Origin of the sequence: Streptomyces sp. NRRL B-24484, assembly GCF_000717715.1 — a bacterium.
Lineage (GTDB): Bacteria > Actinomycetota > Actinomycetes > Streptomycetales > Streptomycetaceae > Kitasatospora.
This window is the reverse complement of sequence record NZ_JOAI01000020.1, coordinates 49976-73182: the sequence shown is the minus strand read 5'-3', so window position 1 is coordinate 73182 and position 23207 is coordinate 49976. Positions and strand designations below refer to the sequence as shown.

18 protein-coding genes, 2 tRNA genes, 1 pseudogene and 1 riboswitch are annotated in these 23207 nt (G+C 70.0%); of the genes and pseudogenes, 9 read left to right on the top strand and 12 right to left on the bottom strand.

Features of this window, described 5'->3' with window-relative positions; all coding sequences use genetic code 11:
* Positions 1–87: 87 nt before the first annotated feature.
* On the bottom strand, positions 88–2889 hold the full coding sequence (locus IE98_RS0119290) for a penicillin acylase family protein (RefSeq protein WP_030270512.1): 2802 nt from the start codon (positions 2887–2889) through the stop codon (positions 88–90).
* 134 nt (positions 2890–3023) lie between these two features.
* Complete coding sequence (locus IE98_RS0119285; RefSeq protein ID WP_030270511.1) at positions 3024–3548, bottom strand: hypothetical protein; 525 nt, start codon at positions 3546–3548, stop codon at positions 3024–3026.
* Between the two features lie 463 nt (positions 3549–4011).
* On the opposite strand from IE98_RS0119285, the gene IE98_RS44775 reads away from it, so the two are divergent.
* Positions 4012–4938 (top strand): hypothetical protein, encoded by a 927-nt coding sequence (locus tag IE98_RS44775; protein WP_030270510.1) that lies wholly within the window; start codon positions 4012–4014, stop codon positions 4936–4938.
* 121 nt (positions 4939–5059) lie between these two features.
* On the top strand, positions 5060–5866 hold the full coding sequence (locus IE98_RS0119275) for a hypothetical protein (RefSeq protein WP_030270509.1): 807 nt from the start codon (positions 5060–5062) through the stop codon (positions 5864–5866).
* Between the two features lie 90 nt (positions 5867–5956).
* On the opposite strand, the gene clpX is transcribed toward IE98_RS0119275, so the two are convergent.
* From clpX to IE98_RS0119250, 5 genes are all read right to left on the bottom strand, one after another.
* The gene (gene clpX, locus IE98_RS0119270; RefSeq protein WP_030270508.1) at positions 5957–7243 is read right to left on the bottom strand and encodes an ATP-dependent Clp protease ATP-binding subunit ClpX; all 1287 of its coding nucleotides are present in this window, start codon (positions 7241–7243) and stop codon (positions 5957–5959) included.
* Between the two features lie 350 nt (positions 7244–7593).
* A complete protein-coding gene (locus IE98_RS0119265; RefSeq protein ID WP_030270507.1) occupies positions 7594–8250 on the bottom strand; it encodes an ATP-dependent Clp protease proteolytic subunit in 657 nt (218 codons plus the stop codon).
* A gap of 50 nt (positions 8251–8300) precedes the next feature.
* The gene (locus IE98_RS0119260) at positions 8301–8930 is read right to left on the bottom strand and encodes an ATP-dependent Clp protease proteolytic subunit (RefSeq protein WP_052390707.1); all 630 of its coding nucleotides are present in this window, start codon (positions 8928–8930) and stop codon (positions 8301–8303) included.
* 313 nt (positions 8931–9243) lie between these two features.
* Positions 9244–10635, bottom strand: coding sequence for a trigger factor (gene tig, locus IE98_RS0119255; protein WP_030270503.1), 1392 nt, complete (start codon positions 10633–10635; stop codon positions 9244–9246).
* A 259-nt stretch (positions 10636–10894) separates the two neighbouring features.
* Positions 10895–10968: transfer RNA gene (locus tag IE98_RS0119250), tRNA-Pro, on the bottom strand.
* A 164-nt stretch (positions 10969–11132) separates the two neighbouring features.
* On the opposite strand from IE98_RS0119250, the gene IE98_RS0119245 reads away from it, so the two are divergent.
* Positions 11133–11206, top strand: a tRNA-Gly gene (locus IE98_RS0119245).
* Positions 11207–11320: 114 nt separating this feature from the next.
* On the opposite strand, the gene IE98_RS0119240 is transcribed toward IE98_RS0119245, so the two are convergent.
* Together IE98_RS0119240 and IE98_RS0119235 are read right to left on the bottom strand one after the other, a co-directional pair.
* A complete protein-coding gene (locus IE98_RS0119240) occupies positions 11321–11809 on the bottom strand; it encodes a hypothetical protein (protein WP_030270502.1) in 489 nt (162 codons plus the stop codon).
* Between the two features lie 156 nt (positions 11810–11965).
* Complete coding sequence (locus IE98_RS0119235; protein WP_052390695.1) at positions 11966–12631, bottom strand: tyrosine-type recombinase/integrase; 666 nt, start codon at positions 12629–12631, stop codon at positions 11966–11968.
* Here IE98_RS0119235 and IE98_RS50930 point away from each other — a divergent pair.
* A pseudogene (locus IE98_RS50930) lies at positions 12609–12881 on the top strand (NUDIX domain-containing protein); the annotation flags it as partial. The gene IE98_RS0119235 and the pseudogene IE98_RS50930 sit on opposite strands and share 23 nt — an antisense overlap.
* Before the next feature lie 12 nt (positions 12882–12893).
* Here IE98_RS50930 and IE98_RS42700 read toward each other — a convergent pair.
* Positions 12894–13754 (bottom strand): nuclease-related domain-containing protein, encoded by an 861-nt coding sequence (locus tag IE98_RS42700; RefSeq protein ID WP_030270500.1) that lies wholly within the window; start codon positions 13752–13754, stop codon positions 12894–12896.
* Positions 13755–14826: 1072 nt separating this feature from the next.
* Between IE98_RS42700 and IE98_RS0119225 the strand changes: the two genes are divergently transcribed.
* The 4 genes from IE98_RS0119225 (at position 14827) to IE98_RS0119215 (ending at position 20072) form a co-directional block, all read left to right on the top strand.
* On the top strand, positions 14827–15297 hold the full coding sequence (locus tag IE98_RS0119225; protein WP_030270499.1) for a hypothetical protein: 471 nt from the start codon (positions 14827–14829) through the stop codon (positions 15295–15297).
* A 266-nt stretch (positions 15298–15563) separates the two neighbouring features.
* On the top strand, positions 15564–17474 hold the full coding sequence (locus IE98_RS46470) for a tetratricopeptide repeat protein (RefSeq protein WP_159400978.1): 1911 nt from the start codon (positions 15564–15566) through the stop codon (positions 17472–17474).
* A 25-nt stretch (positions 17475–17499) separates the two neighbouring features.
* Complete coding sequence (locus IE98_RS45730; RefSeq protein ID WP_063748966.1) at positions 17500–18765, top strand: tetratricopeptide repeat protein; 1266 nt, start codon at positions 17500–17502, stop codon at positions 18763–18765.
* Positions 18766–19766: 1001 nt separating this feature from the next.
* Positions 19767–20072 (top strand): hypothetical protein, encoded by a 306-nt coding sequence (locus tag IE98_RS0119215; protein WP_159400977.1) that lies wholly within the window; start codon positions 19767–19769, stop codon positions 20070–20072.
* Between the two features lie 313 nt (positions 20073–20385).
* On the opposite strand, the gene IE98_RS0119210 is transcribed toward IE98_RS0119215, so the two are convergent.
* Entirely contained in the window at positions 20386–21363 is a 978-nt protein-coding gene (locus IE98_RS0119210) for a M23 family metallopeptidase (RefSeq protein ID WP_030270497.1), read from the bottom strand.
* Positions 21364–21368: 5 nt separating this feature from the next.
* A riboswitch (cyclic di-AMP (ydaO/yuaA leader) is annotated at positions 21369–21533 on the bottom strand.
* 349 nt (positions 21534–21882) lie between these two features.
* Here IE98_RS0119210 and IE98_RS0119205 point away from each other — a divergent pair.
* Positions 21883–22698 carry a DUF6348 family protein gene (locus IE98_RS0119205; RefSeq protein WP_030270495.1) on the top strand — a complete coding sequence of 272 codons (816 nt, stop codon included), beginning with the start codon at positions 21883–21885 and terminating at the stop codon, positions 22696–22698.
* A gap of 78 nt (positions 22699–22776) precedes the next feature.
* On the opposite strand, the gene IE98_RS0119200 is transcribed toward IE98_RS0119205, so the two are convergent.
* Positions 22777–22971 (bottom strand): hypothetical protein, encoded by a 195-nt coding sequence (locus tag IE98_RS0119200; RefSeq protein WP_030270493.1) that lies wholly within the window; start codon positions 22969–22971, stop codon positions 22777–22779.
* Positions 22972–23207 lie beyond the last annotated feature (236 nt).

The window sequence follows — 23207 nt, the reverse complement described above, 5'->3', positions numbered from 1 at the left end:
GGCCCAGTCTACGTAGCGCCCGGGGCCGGTCCGGCGCAGGCTCCCCGGCCCGGTGGGGCGGGGGCGGGGAGCCGTGCGCCGGGGTGCTCAGCGGTGCGCCGGGAACTGCACGACCTGCTGGTAGGTGGGGCGGTTCTGCCAGGTGGACTTGGGGTCGGTGACGCCGCCGAGCGGCCGCTGGACGATCGAGTCGGCGCACCACTGGTCGCCGGCCGAGCAGTCCGGGTCGGCCGGGTAGACCTGCGCCGGGGTCTGCGCGACGGCCTTCTTCAGGCTGTCGAGCAGCGCGGTGCGGCAGGCCGCGAGGTCGCCGCCGCCGCAGAACGGTCGGGCGAGCGGCCCGGCCACCGGGTCGCCGAGGACGCTCCGCAGGTCCTTGTCGACGTAGCTCCACCAGCCGTACTGGAAGGCCGAGCCCTTGTGCGGGATGGACTCGTTGGCGCTGGCGGTGCCGCCGGTGGGGCCGGTCTGCCCGCCCGAGGGCGATTCGTTGATCTGGACGGCGCCGGTCAGGGCGGCGAAGAGGGGGTCGCCGAGGCCGGGCCGGAAGACCGCGTCGGCGAGCAGCGGCCACCAGGCGTCCAGGGTGCGGATCGCATCGGCGTCGGCGTAGGCGTGGCTGCCAGGGGAGGTCTCGCGGCGCTGCCCGCCGGCCGCCCGCCAGGTCTCCAGCTTCTGCACGGCGGTGGCGAGGGCCGGGTCGGTGACGGGGGCGCTGCGCAGGACGCGGAGCAGTTCGGGCAGCACGTCCTCGGCGCGCAGGTCGGCGAGGGCGGCGGACTCCATGGCCTTGGTGAGGGAGACCCGGCTCGCCTTCCCGCCGCCGGCGATCAGCGCCTTCACCCGGTCGTCGAGCAGGTTGCCGCGGTGCACGGAGCCGTTGCCGAAGCCCGCGGCGGCGAAGCCGGCGGCCTGCTTGTTGTTCCAGGAGACGTAGTAGTCCTGGTCGACGGAGTTCGGGTGCTCGGCGGGCGGCGTGTACCGGGCGGTGTTCGCGGCGGGGTCGAAGTCGCGCCACTCGTAGGCGGGCTCGGCGCGGACGGGCAGGCCGCCGTCGACGCCGGGGGCGCGCACCGGGTTGGTGCCGGAGTTGTAGTAGGCGATGTCCCGGGAGTCGGCGTAGAACCAGTTGAAGGTGTAGTTGATGTTCTGCGCGGCCTGCTGGAAGCTCGCGGCGTCGTGCACCGCGCCGGGGTCGTTGAGCATCTGGAAGCCGATGATGGAGTCGGCCTCGTGACGGTAGGTGGAGCGCAGCGAGGTGAAGGCGACGGGGGTGCCGCCGACCGTGCCGCGGGCGGTGACCAGGCCGTAGTTCGTGCGGTTCATCACCAGGGTGTAGGAGCCGGCCGCGGTGGAGTCGGCGGTGGTGGGCTTCCAGGAGTTCTTCCGTTCCAGCCGTTCCATCGGCAGGCACTGGCCGTGCCACCGGTAGTGGTCGGCCGTGGGGCCGACCGGGCTGCCGTCGGTGGTGCAGAGCGGGACGGCGTAGGTGTCGGTGATGTCCTGCCCGGCGGAGGTGGCGCTCCAGGCGTAGTCCTGGCCGCGGCCGAGCTGGACGTAGAAGCTCAGCCCGGCGAAGGCGGCGCCGCGGGCGCTGATGCCGGGGCCCTGGATCTCCTCCAGCATGAGCAGTTGCGGGGCGAAGTAGCCGGTCTGCGGGCCGAACACGGCGACGGGGTGGCCGTCGTCGGTGCGGGCGCCGGAGACCAGCAGGGCGTTGGACATGCCGTGCTTGGCGGTGAGCAGGTTGCCGGGCAGCAGGCCGGGGGCCGCGGTGGTGTTCTGCGTGCCGGTGCCGGCGGCGTCGTAGATCATCTTCTCGGGGACGACCGAGCCCGGGTCGGGCAGCGCGGTGCCCTGCGGGGCGTCGGGCGGCAGGGCGTACGGGAAGCGCTGGCCGTCGTGCAGGGTGAGGACGGCCTCGGGGTCGTCGGCCTCGCGGAGCGAGGACCAGAGCCGGTCGCCCTCGGCGCTGCCGTAGCGGGCCTCGGCTGCCAGCTTGACCTGGGCGGAGGCGAGTTCCCCGCCGCCGCCGGAGCCGAACAGGGCGCCGACCACGGAGGCGAGGGCGACCAGGTCGGTGAGCTTGAAGGGCTCGATGCCGCCGGCGTTGGTCATGGCGTCGATGTGGCCGGTGAGGTCGTACTCGCCGGGGAAGTACCGGCCGTCGTAGGACTCGCGGACGTACTGGTTGATGCCGTCGAGGTAGGCGCCGGCGTCGGCGAGGGCCTGCCGGGCGCGGTCGCCCTCGTTCGCGATGGCGTCGATCTGGCGCTGGAGCTCGTCCTCGGTGTACGGGGCGGCCTGCCAGAAGCTCTGCTCCAGCTGCCGGTTGGCGGCCGCGCCGCCGGCGAAGCCGGAGAGCTGGCCGCGGCCGACGTGCCGGAAGAGGTCCATCACCCAGAGCCGGTCCTGGGCCGCGGCGTAGCCGGCGCCGAACTCGGTGCCGTAGCGGGTGGTGCCGGTGATGTGCGGGACGCCGGTGGCCTTGTCGCGGACGATGGCGACGTCGCTGCGCGGGCGGGCGGTGGAGGCGACCTGGTCGGCGGGGACGCCGAAGGAGGCGTCGTTGAAGAAGCTGCGCAGCTGGGCCTCGGTCAGTTGCGGGTAGGCGCCGGCGAGGTTGGCGTAGGGGCCGAGCTGGTCGTCGGTGTGGGCGGGGCGGGAGCCGAAGACCTTGTTGAGCAGGATCTCGGCGAGGGTGGCATTGCCGTTCTCGCCGGGCGGCAGGATGTCGAGGCATTTCCCGCCGCAGTGGTCGACGGCGGCAATGGGGGCTTCTCCGGCGGCCGCTGCTGCGGTGGGGGACGCGGTGGGGGCGAATACGGCCAGCAGGGCCGCCGCGAGGGTGGCGGCGGCGAATCTGCGCGGGTGGGGGCGTCGTTGCATGCCGGCTCCTCGGTCGAGTTGCGGATGCGTTGCGGTACTCGACGGTAGGGGCCTTGCTGACAATCTGCCTAGTAGCGTGCATGCCACAACTCGTCCGTGGGCGTGCGGTTCCGCCCGCCCGGGCGGTGGCCGGTTCAGCCGTGCCGGGCCTCCGGCACATGGGCGGCCCGGCCGCCGTGGCGGCGGCGCAGCTCGGCCGCGATCTCCGCGCCCTCCCCCTCCGGCAGCAGCGGCAGCATCATCGCGACGGCCTGCAGCAGCCCGCCGAGCAGGTAGGTGGTGTCGGGGGTGGCCGCGACCAGCGCGCGGACGGCCGCGACGTCGCCGTCGTCTACGGCCTCGACCAGCCGGGCGGGGTCGGCGGCGTCCTCGTCGAGCAGCACCCCGGAGGTGTCGGCGGGGGCGCGCCGGGCGAGCGAGCGCAGCACCCGGTCGGCGGCCTCGGGCGCGTACGCCTTGCGGACGGCCTCGGCCGCGATCCACACCAGCAGGGTGGTCACTTCGCGCTCCACGTGGTCGGCGAGCAGCCGGTCCAACTGGGCGTCGAAGGAGAGCTGGTTCCCGTGCCGGAACGCCAGCAGCAGGGACGCCGCCCGGGCCTTCACCGTCTCGACCTCGTGCTGCGGCAGTTCGTCGGCCAACTCCCTGGTCGCCGCCATGACGTGCCCTCCCGTCAGTCGCACACCCGAATGGGGACGTCTGCACACCGTACACATCCCAACTCCGAACACCGGTGGAACGCGCGCACGCACAAACGGAGAGAATGTGCAGGGCAAACGGTCCTCGGGAATCATCGGGCGAACGTCGGACGCACACGATGAAATACCGCCGAACGGACTATCAAGAACGGTCCCGGATATACCGAATGGCGGATTTCGCGCCGGTCCGCACGGCGCACCGGCGGGGCGTGCGCGCGGCGTCGGCGGGTGGCCCGGCCGTTCCCCGGGTAGGAGGGGGGCGAGGGGGACGGCCGTCGCCGCCCGCCGCCCGGACCACCCCGGCGGGTGCGGACGGCCGTGCGGTAGCGTGCCCGGATACTCGCGCGGGCGACCGTGCGGGCACTGACGAGGAGTACGCCAAGTTCAGGCCGCGGAACGCCGTGGCGGGGGAGATCGATTTTCGATGTACGGCCAGGGTCAGCAGTATCCGCAGGGGCAGCCGCAGCAGCCGTACGGCCAGCCGCCGCAGTACGGGGGCGCCCCGCAGCCGCCGGCGTACGGCGCGCCGCAGCCGCCGTCCTACGGCTACCCGCAGCAGCAGCCGCCGGCCCCGCCGTACGGCGCCCAGCCCGGCGGTTACCCGCAGGCGCCGGTGCCGGGCCAGCCGCAGCCGTACGGCACGCCGGGCGGCTACCCGCCGCCGACCCCGCCGAAGAGCAACACCGGCCTGGTGGTCGGCCTGGTGATCGGCGCCGTGGTGCTGATCGGCGGCGGTCTCGCGGTGTGGGGCCTGGCCGGCAGTGACGGCGGCGGCGGCACCAGCGGCGGCACCGGCAGCACGGGTGGTGGCGGCACGGTCGCCTCGGCCGCGTACAAGCTCGAACTGCCGATGTCCCTGCCGGACGGCCACACCCAGCAGAAGGCCACCTCCGCGCCGGCCACGCCCGGCCCGGACGGCCAGAAGCCGGCCTGCTCGGACGGCACCGCCGTCGCCGGCAGCTACACCAAGACCCAGACGGACATGGTGCAGGTCATCGGCTGCTACGGCTCGGTGGCCACCCCCGAGCTGGTGCTGCTCGCCCTCGAGACCGAGGCCGTCAAGCCGAAGACCTTCGCCGGCACGACCGTCACCAGCACCTGGAAGACCCGGCCCACCGAGTACCCGGCGGGCGCCGCGGGCGCGCCCGGCGCCAAGCTCAAGTGCGGGGTGCTCACCACCAACGCCACCAAGACCGCCGCCGGCAACACCGTCTGCTTCTGGGCGGACCGCTGGACGGCCGCCGAGGTGGTCTTCGCCGACCTGAGCTTCACCGGGAAGGCGCCGATCACGCCCGCCGAGGCCGCGGTGAAGGCCGCCGCCGTCCGCGGCGCGGTCGAAGTCAAGAAGTAGCCGTCGCCGCCGGCGAGGCCGCCGGCCGGTGGCTCCGGCCGGCAGCAGCCGGCCGCGACCGGTCGGCCGGCACCGGCCGGCCGGGAAGCAGCAGGGCCGACCCCCGTCGAAAGGACCTCCGGTGTCCGAACAGAATCCTTACGGCGGCCCGCCGCCGTCCCCCCAGCCGTACGGGGCCCCTCCCCCGCCGCCCGCCCAGCCCGGTTTCGGCCCGCCGCCGCAGCCCGGCTACGGCTATCCGCAGCAGCAGCCCGCGTCACCGTACGGGCAGCCGGGCTACGGGGTTCCGGCCCAGCAGCCGTGGGGCGGCGGGGTCGTCGCGCAGCCGCCGAAGTCCCGCAAGACGCTGTGGGTGGTGCTCGGCTGCGTCGGCGGCGCCATCCTGCTCGGCGGCGGCCTCGCCGGCTACTTCGTCTATGACGTGACCTCAAAGACCAACAACTACCGGATCTCGCTGCCCGGGACCTTCCAGGGGCTGCCGCGGGAGGACTCCAACCCGCTCGCGCGGAAGCTGGAGTCCGGGCTCGACGACTCGCTCGGCAAGGGCGACAACGCCTGGTCGCCGACCCCGGTCAGCACCGTGTACACCGACCGGCACAAGGTGGTCGCGGTCTTCGGCGGCTACGGCACGGTGCTCTCCCCCAACAGCCAGGTCGACGACTTCTACACCAACTTCGAGAAGGGCGCGAGCAGCCAGGGCACCACCTTCAGCGGTCGCCGGGACTTCGACCCGGGCCCGCTCGGCGGCCGGCTGAGCTGCGAGGTCATGCACGCCCCGACCGAGGACGACAGCCTGTGCGCCTGGGCGGACGGCTCCACCTTCGTCGCCGTGCTCACCGGTGAGGTCGACCAGGACTCCGCCGTGGACCTGGACGTCGCCGCGGCCGCCGCCCGTGCGCTGCGGCAGGTCGCCGAGGTGCCCAAGTAGCACCCGCCCGGTCCCGCCGGGGCCGGGTACGGCGAAGGCCCTGCACCGCTTCCGGGTGCAGGGCCTTCGCCGTGTCTCGTCGGGGGAGCGTCAGGCGCTCTTCTCCCGGCGCTCGCGCTTGATCATGTCACGCGGCACGAGGGTCGGGATGGCGTGCTTGGAGACGACGTCCCCGCTCACCACCACGCGGGCGACGTCCTGGCGCGAGGGCACCTCGTACATCACGGACATCAGCACCTCCTCCATGATCGCGCGCAGACCGCGGGCGCCGGTGCCGCGCAGGATCGCCTGGTCGGCGATGGCCTCCAGCGCGTCCCGGGTGAACTCCAGCTCCACGCCGTCCAGCTCGAAGAGCTTGCGGTACTGCTTGACCAGCGCGTTCTTCGGCTCGGTGAGGATCTGCAGCAGCGCCTCGCGGTCCAGGTTGTGCACGCTGGTGATGACGGGCAGACGGCCGATGAACTCGGGGATCATGCCGAACTTGACGAGGTCCTCCGGCATGACCTGGCGGAAGTGGTCGCTCGCGTCCGACTCCCGCTTGGAGCGGATGGTCGCGCCGAAGCCGATGCCCTTGGCGCCGGCCCGGCCCTCGATGATCCGCTCCAGGCCAGCGAACGCACCGCCCACGATGAACAGCACGTTGGTGGTGTCGATCTGGATGAACTCCTGGTGCGGGTGCTTGCGCCCGCCCTGCGGCGGCACCGAGGCGGTGGTGCCCTCCAGGATCTTCAGCAGCGCCTGCTGCACGCCCTCGCCGGAGACGTCACGGGTGATCGACGGGTTCTCGCTCTTGCGGGCGACCTTGTCGATCTCGTCGATGTAGATGATCCCGGTCTCGGCCTTCTTGACGTCGTAGTCCGCCGCCTGGATCAGCTTGAGCAGGATGTTCTCGACGTCCTCGCCGACGTAGCCGGCCTCGGTCAGCGCGGTGGCGTCCGCGATGGCGAACGGCACGTTCAGCATCCGGGCCAGCGTCTGCGCCAGCAGCGTCTTGCCGGAACCCGTCGGGCCGAGCAGCAGGATGTTCGACTTCGCCAGCTCGATGGCGTCCTCGCGGCCGTTGCCGGCCCGGCCGTTCTCGCCGGCCTGGACGCGCTTGTAGTGGTTGTAGACCGCGACGGACAGCGCCTTCTTCGCGAGGTCCTGGCCCACCACGTACTGGTCGAGGAACTCGTAGATCTCGCGCGGCTTCGGCAGCTCCTCGAAACGGACCTCCGAGGACTCGGCGAGCTCCTCCTCGATGATCTCGTTGCAGAGGTCGATGCACTCGTCGCAGATGTAGACGCCAGGCCCGGCGATCAGCTTCTTCACCTGCTTCTGCGACTTGCCGCAGAACGAGCACTTGAGCAGGTCGCCACCGTCTCCGATGCGTGCCACGAGGTGCTTCCCCTTCGCCAGGGGCCCCGCAGCTCTCCGGGGCCTGGTGCTGTGGACCGGCTGCGCCGTCGGCGGTCGGTCTCGCTATCCGACGGTACTCTGCCGAGCCGGTGATTCCGCCGACTTCGACAGCTCTGCCCTACGCCCTGGGCGAATTGATACCGAACAGAAGCCGTCTCACGGGCATGCGCCCATACTGCATTGTGCCCGTCCGGCCGCCTCGACCGGAACGGATCGGGGCGGGGCGTACGTCACTGTCGTGCGCCCCCGCCCCGTCCGGCGCTCCCGCACCGGTGGTTCGTGAGGATCCGACAGCCGCGCACGGCCCCGCCCCCGAAGCCGCGAAGGGCTCAGCCCGTCAGCGAGGACTTGCGGGTCGAGATGATCTGGTCGATCAGCCCGTACTCCAGCGCCTCCTCGGCGGTCAGGATCTTGTCGCGCTCGATGTCGTCGCGCACCGTCTCGACCGGCTTGTTGGAGTGCTTGGCCAGCATCTCCTCCAGCTGCTCGCGCATCCGGAAGATCTCCTTGGCCTGGATCTCCAGGTCGGACACCTGGCCGCGGCCGGTCTCGGTGTACGGCTGGTGGATCAGGATGCGGGCGTTCGGCAGCGCCATGCGCTTGCCGGGGGTGCCGGCCGCCAGCAGCACGGCCGCGGCGGAGGCCGCCTGGCCCATGCAGACGGTGGTGATGTCCGGCTTCACGTACTGCATGGTGTCGTAGATGGCCGTGAGCGCCGTGAACGAGCCGCCGGGCGAGTTGATGTACATCTGGATCTCGCGGTCCGGGTCCATCGACTCCAGGCACAGCAGCTGGGCCATGATGTCGTTGGCCGAGACGTCGTCGACCTGTGAGCCGAGGAAGATGATGCGCTCCTCGAACAGCTTCGCGTACGGGTCGTACTCGCGGATGCCCTGGGAGGTGCGCTCGACGAAGCGTGGCACGATGTAGCGGCCCTCGGCACGGGGGCCCTGGAACTCGCCGCGCGGCGTGTAAGGAGTGTTCATGGGGTGTTCGGTCCTCCGAAGCGTGCGGTCTGGAAGTCTGGGGCCGGCCGTCAGGCGGTGAAGCCTGCGCCGGTGCCGCCGCCGCCGGGGACGTCCGCGGCGCTGTGCATGATCTCGTCGATGAGGCCGTACGCCTTGGCCTCCTCCGGGGTGAACCAGCGGTCGCGGTCGGAGTCAGCGGTGATCTGGTCGAAGCTCTGGCCGCTGTGGAAGGCGATCAGCTCGGACATGCGCTTCTTGGTGCGCAGCAGCTGCTCGGCCTGGATCCGGATGTCGGAGGCGGAACCGCCCAGACCGGCGGAGGGCTGGTGCATCAGGATGTTGGCGTTGGGCAGCGAGAAGCGCTTGCCCTTGGCGCCGGCGGTGAGCAGGAACTGGCCCATGGAGGCCGCCATGCCCATCGCGATGGTCACCACGTCGTTCTTGATGTACTGCATGGTGTCGTAGATCGCCATGCCCGCCGAGATCGAGCCGCCCGGGGAGTTGATGTACAGGAAGATGTCCTTCTCCGGGTCCGCGGCCAGGAGGAGGAGCTGCGCGGTGATCTTGTTGGCGATGTCGTCGTCGACCTGCTGGCCGAGGAAGATGATGCGCTCGTTGAGCAGCCGGTTGTAGACCTGGTCGCCCAGGCCGCCGAGCACGTCACCGGCGGCGGCGCGCGGCGCCGTCAGGCCATCCATCTGCATCTGCGGGAACGTCACTTAGCCACCTGCTCAGTCGATCTGCGTGTGTGTCGCTGTCCACCGACCCTAACGCGCAGGCCGCGGCTCAGAATCCCCCACGCAGAACTGTTCGCTGTGAGCGCAGGGTGTGCGGGGAAATACGGGAGACCGGCCCGGGCGGACCGGGAACGGCGGGCGCGGACCGGGAACAGCGGGGGCAGACCGGCGGCAGCGGGCGCGGACCGGGAGCAGCGGGCGGGAAACCCGGACGACACGACCCCGGCCCGGACACCTGGGGTGTCCGGGCCGGGGTCGTACGGCTGTGTGAGGATCAGGCCTCGGTGGCCTCGTCCTCGACCTCGACGGTCTCGACGGCGTCGGTGGCCTCGGTCTCGTCCTCGTCGTCCTCGAAGGAGACGGCCTCACCGTTGCTGTCGGTGACGGTGGCGGCCTCGACGACCAGGGCCAGCGCCTTGCCGCGGGCGACCTCGCCGACCAGCAGCGGAACCTGGCCGCCCTGGACGATCTGCTGGGCGAACTGGTCCGGGGTGAGGCCCGAGCCGGCGGCGCGACGGATGAGGTGCTCGGTCAGCTCCTCCTGGCTGACGTTGAGCTCCTCCTTCGCGACGATCTCGTCCAGGACGAACTGGGTCTTGATGCCCTTCTTCGCCTGCTCCTCGGTCTCCTTCTCGTAGTCCTCGACGGACTTGTCCTGGGTGGCGAGGTAGGTCTCGAGGTTCATGCCCATCGGCTCGAGCTGGTGGTGCTCGAGGTTGTGCTTGCGGGTCTCGACCTCGTCCTTGAGGAGCTTCTCCGGGTAGTCCATCTCGACCCGGGTCAGCAGCTCGTCCAGGACCTTCTCCTGGGCCTGGGTGGCCTGGTCGAACTCCTTCATGCGCTCCAGGCGCTTGCGGGAGTCGTCCTTCAGCTCGTCCAGGGTGTCGAACTCGCTCGCCAGCTGGGCGAACTCGTCGTCGAGCTCGGGGAGCTCCTTCTCCTGGACGGCGGTCACGGTGACGGTGACCTCGGAGCTCTTGCCGGCCTGGGTGCCGCCCTTGAGCTCGGTGGTGAAGGTCTTGGACTCACCGGCGGACAGGCCGATCACGGCGTCGTCGATGCCGTCCAGCAGGCGGCCGGAGCCGATCTCGTAGCTCACGCCGGTGGCGGTGCCGTCCTCCGGCACCTCGCCGTCGACCTTGGCCTCGAGGTCCACGACCACGACGTCGCCGGCGGCAGCGGCGCGCTCGACGTCCTTCACGGAGGAGAAGCGCTCGCGGAGCTGCTCCAGCGACTTCTCGACGTCCTCGTCGGCGACCGAGACGGCGTCGACGGTGACCGAGATCTCCGAGAAGTCCGGCAGGGCGATCTCGGGGCGGACGTCCACCTCGGCGGTGAACTTCAGGTCGCCGCCGTCGGCGATCCGCTCCACACCCTCGATGTCGGTGATCTCGGGCTGGCCGAGGACCTCGATCTTGCCCTCGTCGACGGCCTGCGTGTAGAAGCGCGGCAGGGCGTCGTTGACGGCCTCCTCCAGCACCGCGGCACGGCCGAAGCGCTGGTCGATGACGCGAGCCGGGATCTTGCCCTTGCGGAAGCCCGGAACCGTGACCTGCTGGTTGATCTTCTTGTACGCCGCGTCGAGGCTGGGCTTGAGCTCCTCGAAGGGCACCTCGACGGTGAGTCGAACCCGGGTCGGGTTCAGAGTCTCGACGGCGCTCTTCACGGTTTGGTCTCCTATGGGCTTGCGGTCAGGTTGTCTCCGCCAGACGTCCACGGCCGGAACGGCCGGTCGGTCGGGCGAGACGGGCGATGGGCGATTGGGGCTGCATCTCCCGTACGGGGGTGGACGGTGAGCGTGACTCCTCGCCCTCGGGCGGCTGCCGCCTGTGTGCATGCCACAGGTACTACCGCCATCGGCCCATCCTACCGGTACCACGAAAGCAACAGGGCCCCGCCCGCCTGACGAGACCCTGCCGAAAGCGTCGGGGTGACCGGATTCGAACCGACGGCCTTCCGCTCCCAAAGCGGACGCGCTACCAAACTGCGCCACACCCCGTAGTGCCGAAAGAGAGAGTACACGCCGGTCCGGGCCCCCTCGCCGTAATATCAGCGGGCACCGGAGCGAAAGCAGTGTGCATTCGGCCGACCCGACCAGGTAGGCTGGCCCCCGTCCCCGAGGCCCGCACCGGCCGAGGGGCCACGTGCCGTCAACGCACGTACGCGGGCGTAGCTCAATGGTAGAGCCCCAGTCTTCCAAACTGGCCACGCGGGTTCGATTCCCGTCGCCCGCTCCAACGCAAAGGCCCCAGCTCAGTGACATGATCGCGGAGCTGGGGCCTTTGTCGTCTGAGGGATTTTCAGGTCGCCGTGCCCGTTGCGTGCCCGATCGGATCGACCGAGGCCCCGAGCTAGGCCGCCGGACGGAAGTCGCCCGCTATCCCGAGATCGACTCGTGCTTGCCTGTGAAGCTCGCTCAGGGCTTCGATCAGACCTTGACCCACCGGATCCCAGTCGCTGTCACTCCCCTGCTGTGCACGCGCGAGGTGGAGGCCGGCCCAGAGCTTGGCGTTGACCGCATTCGCGGCAGTGATGGCAGCCGGCTCGGCCAGCAGCACCAGCCTCTCGAAGAGCACCGACCGCCGGTTCTCCGCCTCGTTCATCTCAGCGAGCAGAGCAGGAAGATCATCGAGGTTCGCGCGCGCCGCGAAGGCGGCCTTGGCCGCGCGATGGACTTCCTTCACCACAGCCGCGTACTCGACGTAGGTGTCGAGCTTCCGCTCGTCCCATCTCGTGCTCATCGACCGACGATGCCGCGCCCGTTCAGCCGCGGTTGTGGCGAAATACGAGGTGAGGGCACCCACCAGGACGCCCACGAGAGTAACGACCTGACTGATCACGGATGGAACGTACCAGCGGTCGTACCGCCACCTGCCGGTATTGGCGGAACCTCGTGAACACCGAACGGTCAACTGCGGCCAAGCTCGGCCATCCCTGCAAACAGGAGGATCTGGGCGCGGCGGTCCTCGCCACACCCAGGTCCTCCCATCGGTCGGTCAGCCTTCCTGATCAGCCTGGGGCCGGACCCTCTGCACCAGATCGCTCACGGCCCGGGCGATCGAGCGCTCCCGCTCGGCGGTGGCGTGCTGGTAGATCAGCGCGGCCCGGGCGGTGCTGTGACCCATCCTCGCCATGAGTTCCCGAGTGCTGGCACCGGTCGAGGCGGCGAGGGTGTTCCCGGTGTGCCGGAGATCGTGGAAGCGCAGACCGGTGACGCCCGCCCCGGCGCACGCCCTGTGCCAGAGCCGATTGAAGTGGTTACGGCGCGGCATGACGCCCTTCGAGCCGACGAAGACCATCCCGTCCGGGCCGTGCTCGGCGTAGACCTCCAGGTGTCGACGCACCTCGCCGAGGATCACCTCGGGCACGGCCACGGTCCGAACCCCGGCGGCGGTCTTGGGCAGCTTGGCGACCCGCTCCCCGTTGGGCAGCTCGGCGATCGAGCGGCGGACCCGGATCGTGCCGGCGTCCGAGTCCACGTCCCGGCGGGTGAGTCCGATCAGCTCACCCCACCGCAGCCCGCACAGGGCAGCGACCAGCACCAGGGCCCGATAGCGGCCGGGAATCCGGTTGGCGACCGCATACACCTCAGCGACCGAGGCGGTCGGGCGTTCCGGCGTGTCCTCCTTGCTGCCGCCCGAGATCTTCGAAGAGACCGGCATCAGGGTTCGGGTCGAGCGGCTCACCGGTGTCTACAAGAACATGACCCGGGGCATCGTCGCCCTAGTCTTCCGGTGCCGACCGGAGGGCGGGCAAGAGCAGCTCTCGGAGGAGTCGACCGCGGTCGACTGGCTAACACCGGACGAGGTGCGCGCGTCCATGGGCGAGGTGTACGCGGTCCGAATCACCGACGCGCTTGAAGACCAGGCTCCCCACATCCGCGCCCACGACGGTCGCACCCTGGTGGCCGCCGCAAGCCGAGCCTCACCGCACCCAAGTCCGACTGTCCCGGGCGACAGTGAAGACGCTCTCCACCTGCTCGGCGGACATCCGAGGTGTGCGGCCTGAGAGGCGCCGATCCGCCTCCTTCCCATCCAGGAGGAGCACGGGAGCCAGCTCGGATGTCACCGTGATCGACGCTGCCCCGAGCACGGCGATCACGGGTTGAACGGGCACCTGGAAGCCGCACCGTCCCGATAAGAGTCGGCTGACCCGAGCACCCTCACGCTGGCTGATTGGGACGTACTGCGTGGAGGCCCGGTTCACCGTGACGGCATGGTCGCCCTGCCATACCGCGGCGCCGCGGTGATGCTTGGTGTTGACGACGAACACGCCGGGCAGGCCGATGACCAGGTGATCGATGTCGGCACCTCCGCTCGGTGGCTGAACCGAGTGCAGCACCTTCCAGCCGTCCCGACGGAGCCGGTTGAGTCGGCCACCGACGAGCCGTTCACCCCGCAACCCGACCGCCCACGAATGCGCCGACGTCGTCTCCCGACTGAGCCAGTAAGCAAAGCGGCGCTTCCACCAGGACGGCTCTTCTTCGGCGATCTTCCGCCGTAAGGCATCCCCGGGCTTGTTGAGCGCCAGGTCCGTACTGTCGCCCTCCGCGGCCAACGGTGGCTCCAGTATGGCCGGTGGGGGCATCTTGACCTCCGGCGCCAGACCGGCCAGACGCGGAGTCAGCACTCGCACCACTTCAGCACGATCCCGGTCGTCTGGGACCTCGATCCTTCCGGTGGCGAAGTCGTACCAGCCGACGGCTTGCTCAGCGCCCTGCCGGTTCACATACAGCCGGTCATACCCGTACCGGCGCCAGCGCCGAACAGTGAACTCGCCGTCCATCCCCACCCCCGAGGCAACGACCACCCAACGCTCCAGCTCAACACGCCAGTGAGCGGGAGCCAAGACCGCCTTCGGCCATCGGTCGGTAGGGCGGGTAGGGGGATGCGTAAAAACCTTCTCTACGGGTTCAAGGCGCCTCGCTCCGCTCGGCGGGCGGGGCGGGCGGAGCCCACGGGGAAGGCACATCACGGCGGGATCGGAGATCACCGGCGAGATTCCCGGCCTCCTGGAACTACTAGACGTAGCCTCACAACGTTTGGGGTGCCGCGCCTGCGGCGCGGCGGCGCCGGCCGTCCTCCGGCGCGCGCCCCGCCTCCTGTCTTCGCCCCGGCTGGGGCTTCGCCGCCGTCGGCCGCGCCCACAAGGGGCGGAAAGCTAAGGCCGGGGCAGAGACGGACAGGTCCAAACTTCCACCCCCGCACGGGCAGAGGAAGGCGCGGAAGGCAGAGGTCAGAACCAGCCCGACGGGGCTGGGGCGGGCGGCTCCGCGGTTTACCCACCTGCCCGAACTGGGACCCGCGTCGAGCAAGAACGGGGGGCCACTCGGCCACATTGCGGTCGGGCCCAAAGAGCCCTGACCGAGTCGCAACAGCTTACGGCCCCCCGATCATGCTCGACCCCAGCCCGGACAGGACACCGGCCAAAACCGCTCCACCACCCACACGTGCCAGTGCTGCTGGTTTACCCACCATTTGCCCCGGACCATCAAGAGAAAGAAGTAGGAGCTGCTCCGTCACCCACCGCCATGAGCATCACGTAATCAAACAGTTGCAACCGCGAGAACGAAGCGACCCTGACGCCCGTCCGCTCTGGCCCTCTCGGTCCCGCAAGCAAAAACTTGCAGGACGAGGATGACGGACTCAGGCAGGCGCGGGAGGCTAGTAGCAGAGCAGCCCTGGGTGGGCTGGGCCTCAGCGGCCGGATGGGTGAGGGTGCACATATTGGCCCGCTGGCGCATGGTGGAGATATGACCGTGTTCGTGCCGCCGGAACTTCGGTCACAGCGAGCAAGCAGCCTGCAATCAGGCTGAGGGCACGCCGGGTCCGTGTGAAGCGGATTCGAGGAGGACGGCATGTTGGCAGAGGCATTTATGGCGCTGGCCTCGGCGGCTGGCGCGGCAGTGGCCCAGGCGGCCGGTACAGATCTGTGGACGGGGTTCAGGAAGCAGGTAGTCAGCATCTTTGGCCTCAGGGGCGCCCAAGACGCCCAGGTAGTTCTGGAACGCTTAGACCGCGCGGCGACCGAGCTAGACAGAGCTAGCCCTGAAGAGGCCGAGCAGGTACGAACTGGTCTTAAAGCATCTTGGCAGGACCGATTCGAGGACCTGCTAGAAAGCCTTGGCGAGGATGAACGCGAGAAGGCGGCCGGGCAGCTGGGGGAACTGGTGGCCTCTGTTCGGCGCGAAGCCGGTGGGGTCTCGGCAGGGAAGCACGGGCTGGCCATCGACGGGAACGTGAGCATCGTAGCCAACCACGGGGTGGCTGCCGGACAAATTAGAGGAGATGTGACCCTGGGAAATCCTCCGCAGCCGGGCCCGAACTAGGAGCTACCGAGCCCGGCGCCCTTTCAACCCCGGACATCACCGCACACACTGTGGCCATTGCCCAGCATGGTGTCGCTGTAGCTCATGCCGACCGTATTGAGCAATACACAACTTCTCGCCCTGCGGTGTCATGGCCGCACCAAGTAGGGGTCCTCCCCAGGCAGGCTGACTGCTTCCAGCAGCGCGATTCGGTCGACGACCTTGACGCTGCAATAGCCAGCGGGGGCACCACGGTGGTGTGCCAGGTGTTGTCCGGAATGGGCGGAGTGGGCAAGAGTCAGGTCGCTGCCCACTACGCTCGCCGCGCCTGGAACGCCGGTGACCTCGATCTCCTCGTCTGGGCTACAGCCAGCAGTCCCGAGGCAGTGATCTCGCGCTATTCGCAAGCTGGGGCGGAGGTCTTGGGAGTCGACTCCCAGGAGCCGGACCAGGCTGCATCAGCATTTCTGGCCTGGCTGGACACCAATCGCAGCAAGCGTTGGCTCGTTGTTCTGGACGACGTTTCCCGCCCGTCGGATATGACCGGACTATGGCCACCCAACCATCCATCAGGGCGGACAGTGGTGACCACTCGAAATCGCGATGCCGCCTTCTTCGGCAACGGACGACATCGTATCGACATCGGTCTTTTCACCTCGGCCGAGGCCCTCTCCTATCTCACCGCTCGTCTCGCTGCTGCCGGCCGCAGCGAGCCGGCTGACCAACTCTCCGGACTCGCCGCCGACTTCGGAAATCTGCCGCTCGCATTGGCTCAGGCCGTGCCCTACATGATCAATCGGCACTTGGACTGTGCCGCCTACCGGCGACGCCTGGCTGACCAGCGGCGGACCTTAACCGCTCTGCTGCCCGGCATCGGAGGTCTGCCCGATGACCAACAACTCACCGTTGCCGCCGCTTGGTCCCTGTCCGTCGCCCTCGCCGACCAACTCCCTCCGCAGGGCTTGGCACGCCCGCTGCTGGAACTGGCCGCGATGCTGGATCCCAACGGCATCCCGCACCGCGTCCTGACCGGCCCACTCGTCCTGACTTACCTCGAAAATCGCCGCGCCGATTCCACCGGTCCTACGCGCGCGATTGCCCAACCGCCAGCCCCCCTCCACATTACTGTTGAAGATGCTAGCGACGGTCTGTGGAACCTCCATCAACTTAGCCTCATTGACCACACCCCTGAGACCCCGCATCAGGCTGTTCGTGTCCACCAGATCATTCAACGTACGGTCCGCGACCCCCTTCCAGCCGGCCAGTACGAACAGGCCGCCTCTACCGCCGCCGATGCCCTGATCGCCGCCTGGCCCGCCATAGAGCGAGATACCACCCTCGCGCAGGCCCTTCGCTCCAACGCCGATGCCCTCCGACGCGCTGCCGAAGACACCCTGTGGCACTCCGGTGCCCATCCCGTGCTCTTCCGCGCCGGCACCAGCCTTGGCAGCAGCGGCCAGAGCGCTGCTGCCGCCGCCTACTTCCAGCGCCTGGAGGACACTGCCCAGCGCCGCCTCGGTTCCGACCATCCAGATTCTCTTACTACCCGGCAGGATCTCGCCGAATGGCGTGGGGAGGCTGGGGATGCGGCCGGCACGGTTGCTGCCCTGGAGCAAGTACTAGCCGACCGGGAGCGGGTGCTGGGCCCGGACCACCCCGACACCCTGACCACTCGCCATAGCCTCGCCTACTGGCGTGGGGAGGTTGGGGATGCGGCCGGCACGGTTGCTGCCCTGGAACAAGTACTAGCCGACCGGATGCGGGTGCTGGGCCCGGACCACCCCGACACCCTGACCACTCGGGGCTACCTCGGCCTGTGGCGTGGGCGGGCTGGGGATGTAGACGGGGCCGTTGCTGCCTTGGAACAGGTGCTGCCCGACCGGGAGCGGGTGCTGGGCCCGGACCACCCCGACACCCTCACCGCCCGGGGAAACCTCGCCTACTGGCGGGGGGAGGCTGGGGATGCGGCCGGCACGGTTGCTGCCCTGGAACAAGTACTAGCCGACCGGGAGCGGGTGCTGGGCCCGGACCACCCCGACACCCTGACCACCCGGGGCAATCTCGCCTACCGGCGCGGGGAGACAGGGGACGGGGCCGGCGCCATCACCGCCTATGAGGACCTGCTGACCGACCAGGAGCGGGTGCTGGGCCCGGACCACCCCAACACCCTTTCCACTCGGGCCAGTCTCGGCCTATGAGGACCTGCTGACCGACCAGGAGCAGGTGCTGGGCCCGGACCACCCCCGCGTCCTTTCCACCCGGGCCAGTCTCGCCCACTGGCGCGGGGAGGCTGGGGATGCGGCCGGCACGGTTGCTGCCCTGGAACAAGTACTAGCCGATCGGATACGGGTGCTGGGCCCAGACCACCCCGACACCCTTTCCACCCGGGGCAATCTCGCCTACTGGCGAGGGGAGACAGGCGACGGGGCCGGCGCCCTCACCGCCTATGAGGACCTGCTGACCGACCAGGAGCAGGTGCTGGGCCCAGACCACCCCGACACCCTTTCCACCCGGGGCAATCTCGCCTACTGGCGAGGGGAGACAGGGGACGGGGCCGGCGCCATCACCGCCTATGAGGACCTGCTGACCGACCGGGAGCGGGTGCTGGGCCCGGACCACCCCGACACCCTCGGTGCCCGAATCAACCTCGTCGGCATGCTCGTCAAGCGCGGCCGGCAGCTAGTCAATACCAACAGCTCCAGCCCACCCACAATAGAAGGAAGTGTCAAGAAAATGCCAGACGATCGCGAGCCGCAGGGGCCCTCGTGGTTTGGACAGGCCCTCACCTGCTTCCAAGGAGCCCTAGATCTAACCGATCCCGACAAGGATCCAGGCTCTTACGGGGTCATCCTGCACGACATCGCCGACACGCACCGGGCTGTGGGTGACAATCCGCAGGCTGCCGCGTACTATCGACAGTCAATCGAGTACAAATATCGCGCCGACAGTCCTGCCGATCTAGCCACAACCATGATTGCTTTCGGCGATTGTCTCATCGACTGCGGCGAGCCAGTCGAAGCACTGGCCGCACTGGACCAGGCCGGAGAAATTATCGGCCAAGTCCGGGAGGCCACAAGGCAAGCCGTCGGCTTCCGCGATCTGGGCCTGGCCTATGAGCGGCTTGGGAATCGCGGCATAAAGGATGCTTACACTAAGGCCTTGAATAACTACCAGGCCTCACTTAAGCTAATCAACCCCGAAATTGAATCCGGCTCTTACGCCACCGTATTGAGAGACATCGGAGACGTACACAAGGCCCAAGGTCGCTTGAGCGAGGCCCACGCTTCATATAAAGAAGCACTAGAGCACCTTCGCCGCCACGACGGATCCGAACGCGTCATGGCATCTCTGCTGATTTCCCTCGGACGGATTAGTCGCCAAATCGGCACACTTGGCGGAAATGCACCGCCGGATGGCGAGAGTGGCCAGCAGATTGAATCCACTGGGAATCCTCGCAACTCGGAGGACCAGCAGCAAAATGGAGGCTGACAAGAATCTTGCATCCAGCACAAACGACGGGGATCGGTGACGGCTATTCGACTGGCTGTGCGGGCGCGCGCCTAGCTCAGGCGAGCGCAGCGGCCCGTCTGCCCGTACTTGTAGATGATGTTTCGTGAGGCAACGCGGTAATGGGGTGAGCGCCCTCCGCGCAGCTACGCAAGTCCGGGCGAACTTGCACGGATGTCATTGCCGGGGTCGGCCAACGACTATGACAAAGTGCTTGTCGCACCCGCCGGTCAGGCGCGTGTCAGTGTTGCTTCAGGTCGAAGAGACCAGTCGAGGCCAGCCTGTCAGGGTGCATGTCCTGACCATGATCCGAACCAGTGGCGGCCCCACAGGCGCCGGTCGCCAGTCCGATTCCTTCAGCAGTCAGCAAATCCGCTGGACCTCATGACACATGCCTCGGCATCATGACCGGCATGGTGCTCATGGGCTCGCGATCGTTGCTCCGAGGATGCTCCTACTCAAACGGGTCGACGTCGAGCCCGGTTGCTACGTTTTCACGCTGAACCAGCCGCTCGCCCTGCCGGGTGGCCAGGTGTCAACCGAGGAATCCCCATGGCTGGTCTGCGGGCCCCGGAGGCGTCGAGCGCGACCGCCGGACGTGGCCACTGAGCAGTGGGCGTACAAGCTTCTGTGAGCCGCCCCGTGCCCCTGTCGTGCCCGTTAGGCCAGGAGCCGGCGGGGAGTCGCGGGGAACGACGGCGAGGCGCTCCGCTCCCCCGCAGGTCAGCGAGTCGCCAGCTCAGCCCACATCCGGTGCCGTCGTCTTCCAAACTGGCCACGCGGGTTCGATTCCCGTCGCCCGCTCCACAGCAAAGGCCCCAGCTCAGCGACATGATCGCGGAGCTGGGGCCTCTGTCGTAGGGAGCGCTCCCGGAGCACCGCGTAAGGCGATCCGTGTCGCGGCCGACCGGCAGCGGACCTGGGATGTGACCCGGCGCAGGATCCGTCGGTGCTCGCACCTGGAGGACAGGTTCGGGGTGCCGGTGGGTGCGGTCGCGCCGTTCGACTTCCGTGGCCTGCGGGCCGGGCCGCTGCATCCCGGCGCCGAGCGGGCCGACTTTCCCCGGGTGAATCCGTCGATGCGGATGTTTCTTCCGATTTTCGGATCGATCTTCCTGCTGGTTCCCGTCGTGGTCTTCCTTGCCGCGGCGCTGTCCCTGCTCCTGGTGGTGACGGGTCAGGACCCCACCGGCCAGGACGGGCGGTCCGCACGCCGGTTCGGCGACCGGCCGTTCCGAAGATCCCCTGTACGGGGGACACCGGCCCCGACAGCACCGACGGCAACGTGACGACGGCCCCTGCTCGGTCGCCGGGGTACCGGGTCTGCGCCTTCGTCGTGGTGACCGGTCAGCCCAGGTGGTGGTGCGACGGGGATGTCGGGGCTGCGACGGCGGGTCGCCGCGGTCGGGTCTCCGGGAACGTTCGGCCGGCCGCAGGCCCGCCTGGCGGGCCGCCCCCGGTACCGAAGTACCGCTGTGGCCAAGGACGTTGGGAACGGCCGAGGCCCGGCCCCGGGATCATGGATCCCCGGGCCGGGCCTTCGGATGCGGCGCGGTGTGCCTAGGCCTCGTTGCCTCGGCTGTTGCGCGTCGGCGGCGTGCGTCAGACGCGGACACCGTGGGCGGCGAGGTACGCCACCGGGTCGATGTCGGAGCCGTACGACGGGGTGGTGCGGACCTCGAAGTGCAGGTGCGGGCCGGTGACGTTGCCGGTCGCGCCGGAGAGGCCGATGATCTGGCCGGCGGTGACGGTCTGGCCGACCGAGACCTTCAGGGCCGAGAAGTGGGCGTACTGCGAGTACTTGCCGTCGGCGTGCTTGATGACGACGTTGTTGCCGTAGGCGCCGCCCCAGCCGGCCTCGACGACGGTGCCGGCGGCGATGGCGTGGATCGAGGTGCCGGTGCTGACGGCGAAGTCGACACCGGTGTGGTAACCGCTGGACCAGTTGGAGCCGGCCTTGTGGTACGGGGTGCCCAGGGAGGCGGCGACCGGCGCGACGTAGCCGGAGGCAGCGGCGGCGGGCTTGGCGGCCTCGGTCTTCGGGGCGGCGGCCGGCGCCGGCGCGGCGGGCTTGGCGGCCTCGGTCTTGGGGGCGGCCGGCTTCGGCGCGGCCTGGACCGGGGTGCGCTTCTCGGAGCGGGAGGCGGCGGCGTCGGACTTCTTCGTCTCGGCCTGCGGGGCGGCAGCGGCCGGCGCGGCAGCAGCGGCCGGCGCGGCGGCGTGGCCGCCGACGGTCAGCTTCTGGCCCGGGAAGATCAGGTTCGGGTTGCCGCCGATGACCTGGCGGTTGTCCTGGTAGAGCTTCTTCCAGCCGCCGTCGACGTGCTGCGCACCGGCGATCTTGGACAGGGTGTCACCGCGGACGACCTTGTAGCTGGCGTCGGCGGCCGGGGCGGCAGCCGGAGCGGCGGCGGGGGCCTCGGCGTGCGCAGCGGCCGGCGCGGCGGCGGCCGGAGCGGCAGCCGGGGCGGCGGTGTGGGCGCTCGCGGCGGAGGCGGCGGTGACGGGGATGGCGATGGCGGCGGCGGCCACACCGGTGGCGACGGCGACGCGAGACAGACGGGTGCCCAGAACGGACATCGAGTTGTTCCTCTCCGACGCCTACGAGGTGAGCTGTCGGGTTCGGGCGGGGAGTTCGCCCGGTCGCGGAAAATGACGCGACTTCACCCCAAGCCGTCCCCGGATCACCGGGTGCGGCACTTACCTTGGGTCCCCCGCTCCTGCCGTGCACGGAAGGGTGCGTGACCCCGGGCGGCGGCAGGACTCGGCGTTCCGCCCGGTGGCCCGCCCAGCCGTTGTGGCCGGGCAGGCTCCGAGGAAAACCGATGGGGCCCTCCGGTGGCAAGCTCCCCGTCCCCGGAGGCCCCCGAGGGCCCCTGCGGAGGTGACTCTCCGCCCGCCGCCGGTGGGCAGAGCGCAGTCGCCGCAGTGACCGTACGTGTCCGTATCATCAGCAGTCAGGCAAATCGGACACCCCGCGTGGCGGCCCGCTCGCGGCCCGGCACGGATCATGGCCCGCCCGGTGACACTGGTCACCCGGGGGGCCGATAGCCTCCCTCCCGAGCGGTGTTCGACCCCTTTTCGAGCGAGGAGCCCCGGGTGCGCGCGCAGTCCCGGCTGGATGTGATCCAGCGCAGCGTCGTCCGGGAGATGGCGCGGTTCGGTCAGCGGTTCGCGGTGGAGGGCAGCGTGGTGCGCGGGCCCGGGACGACGGCGGTGGCGGTCCGCGAGCACCCGGGCGAGGGCGGCGGTGCCGGGCACGTGGACCTCGGCTTCGCCCTCGACGTCGGGCGGGCGGACGGCCCGGTGGTGTGGGACTGCACGGCGGGCCTCGGCCGGACGGAGGAGGAGCGGCTGGAGAGCGCCGTGCGGATGTGGGCGACCACCACCGCGGCGGCCCTGGTCGAGCTGCAGGAGGGCCGGGGCACGCACGGCGACCACGTCCGCCCGCCGCAGTTGCCGGGCTGGCACGCGGTGCAGGGGCCGGCGGCCGTCTTCGGCTTCGGCAGCGAAGCGCTGTCGGAGTGGCTCGCCGACCACCAGCTGCTGCCGGAGCTCGCCGGGGCGATCGCCCCCGAGCTCGCGGTCGAGGGCGCGGAGCCGGCCGTGACGGGCGTGAAGCTGTTCCTCGGCGGCCGGGCGGGCGAGGACGTGGCCGAGGTCCGGGTCAACGGCGAGGTGTCCGGGCCGGGTTCGGCGGCGCTGCGCGCGCTCGGCTGGCCGCGCGGCGAACGGCTGTGCTGGGCGCGGTTGTTCGTCCTGCTGGTGCCGGACGGCCTGCCTGCCGGGGAGCCTCCGGCGGCAGCGGTCTCCGCGGTCGGGGACGCCGGAGCCGCCGGGGCGGCCCCGGTCGCCGTGCCCGCCGTGCGGCTCGGGGTGCTGGCCCGCTGGCGGCGGGCCAGGGCCGGACGGTAGGTCCGGGCCGGACGGCTCGCAGGGGCGGTCGGCCCGGGGCGGGGACGGCCCGCGGCGGAGGGTCTGCCGGCCGGGCGGTCAGCTCGCGACGGAGGAGATGGTCTTCGCCAGCTGGTTGAGGAAGTCCTGGATCGGCCGGGCCGCCGTGGACTGGCTCACCATGAAGCCGAAGAGCGCCGCGATGATGGCGTGGCTGGTCTTCAGCTGCTTGTTGCGGATGAAGATGACGACGATGACGCCGAACAGGAACAGCGCGGAGACGGAGAAGGCCACCCGGACTCACTTCCTCAATCTGTGGCGGGGGTTCGTGCTGGAACCCCGTGTCGGAACCGGACCGCGGCGTGCGCCGACCGTCCCTGGCACGAGTCGACCGATCCCGCCGCCGTGGAGGCGTCCGCGGCGCCGGTGACGCCTGCTGTCTGCCGCACCTCTCGCCCCCCGTCCCCCGAGCATCGACCAGCCCACCCGGACTCAGTGTGGTCGTTCGTGCTGCCTGCGTAAAGGACTAG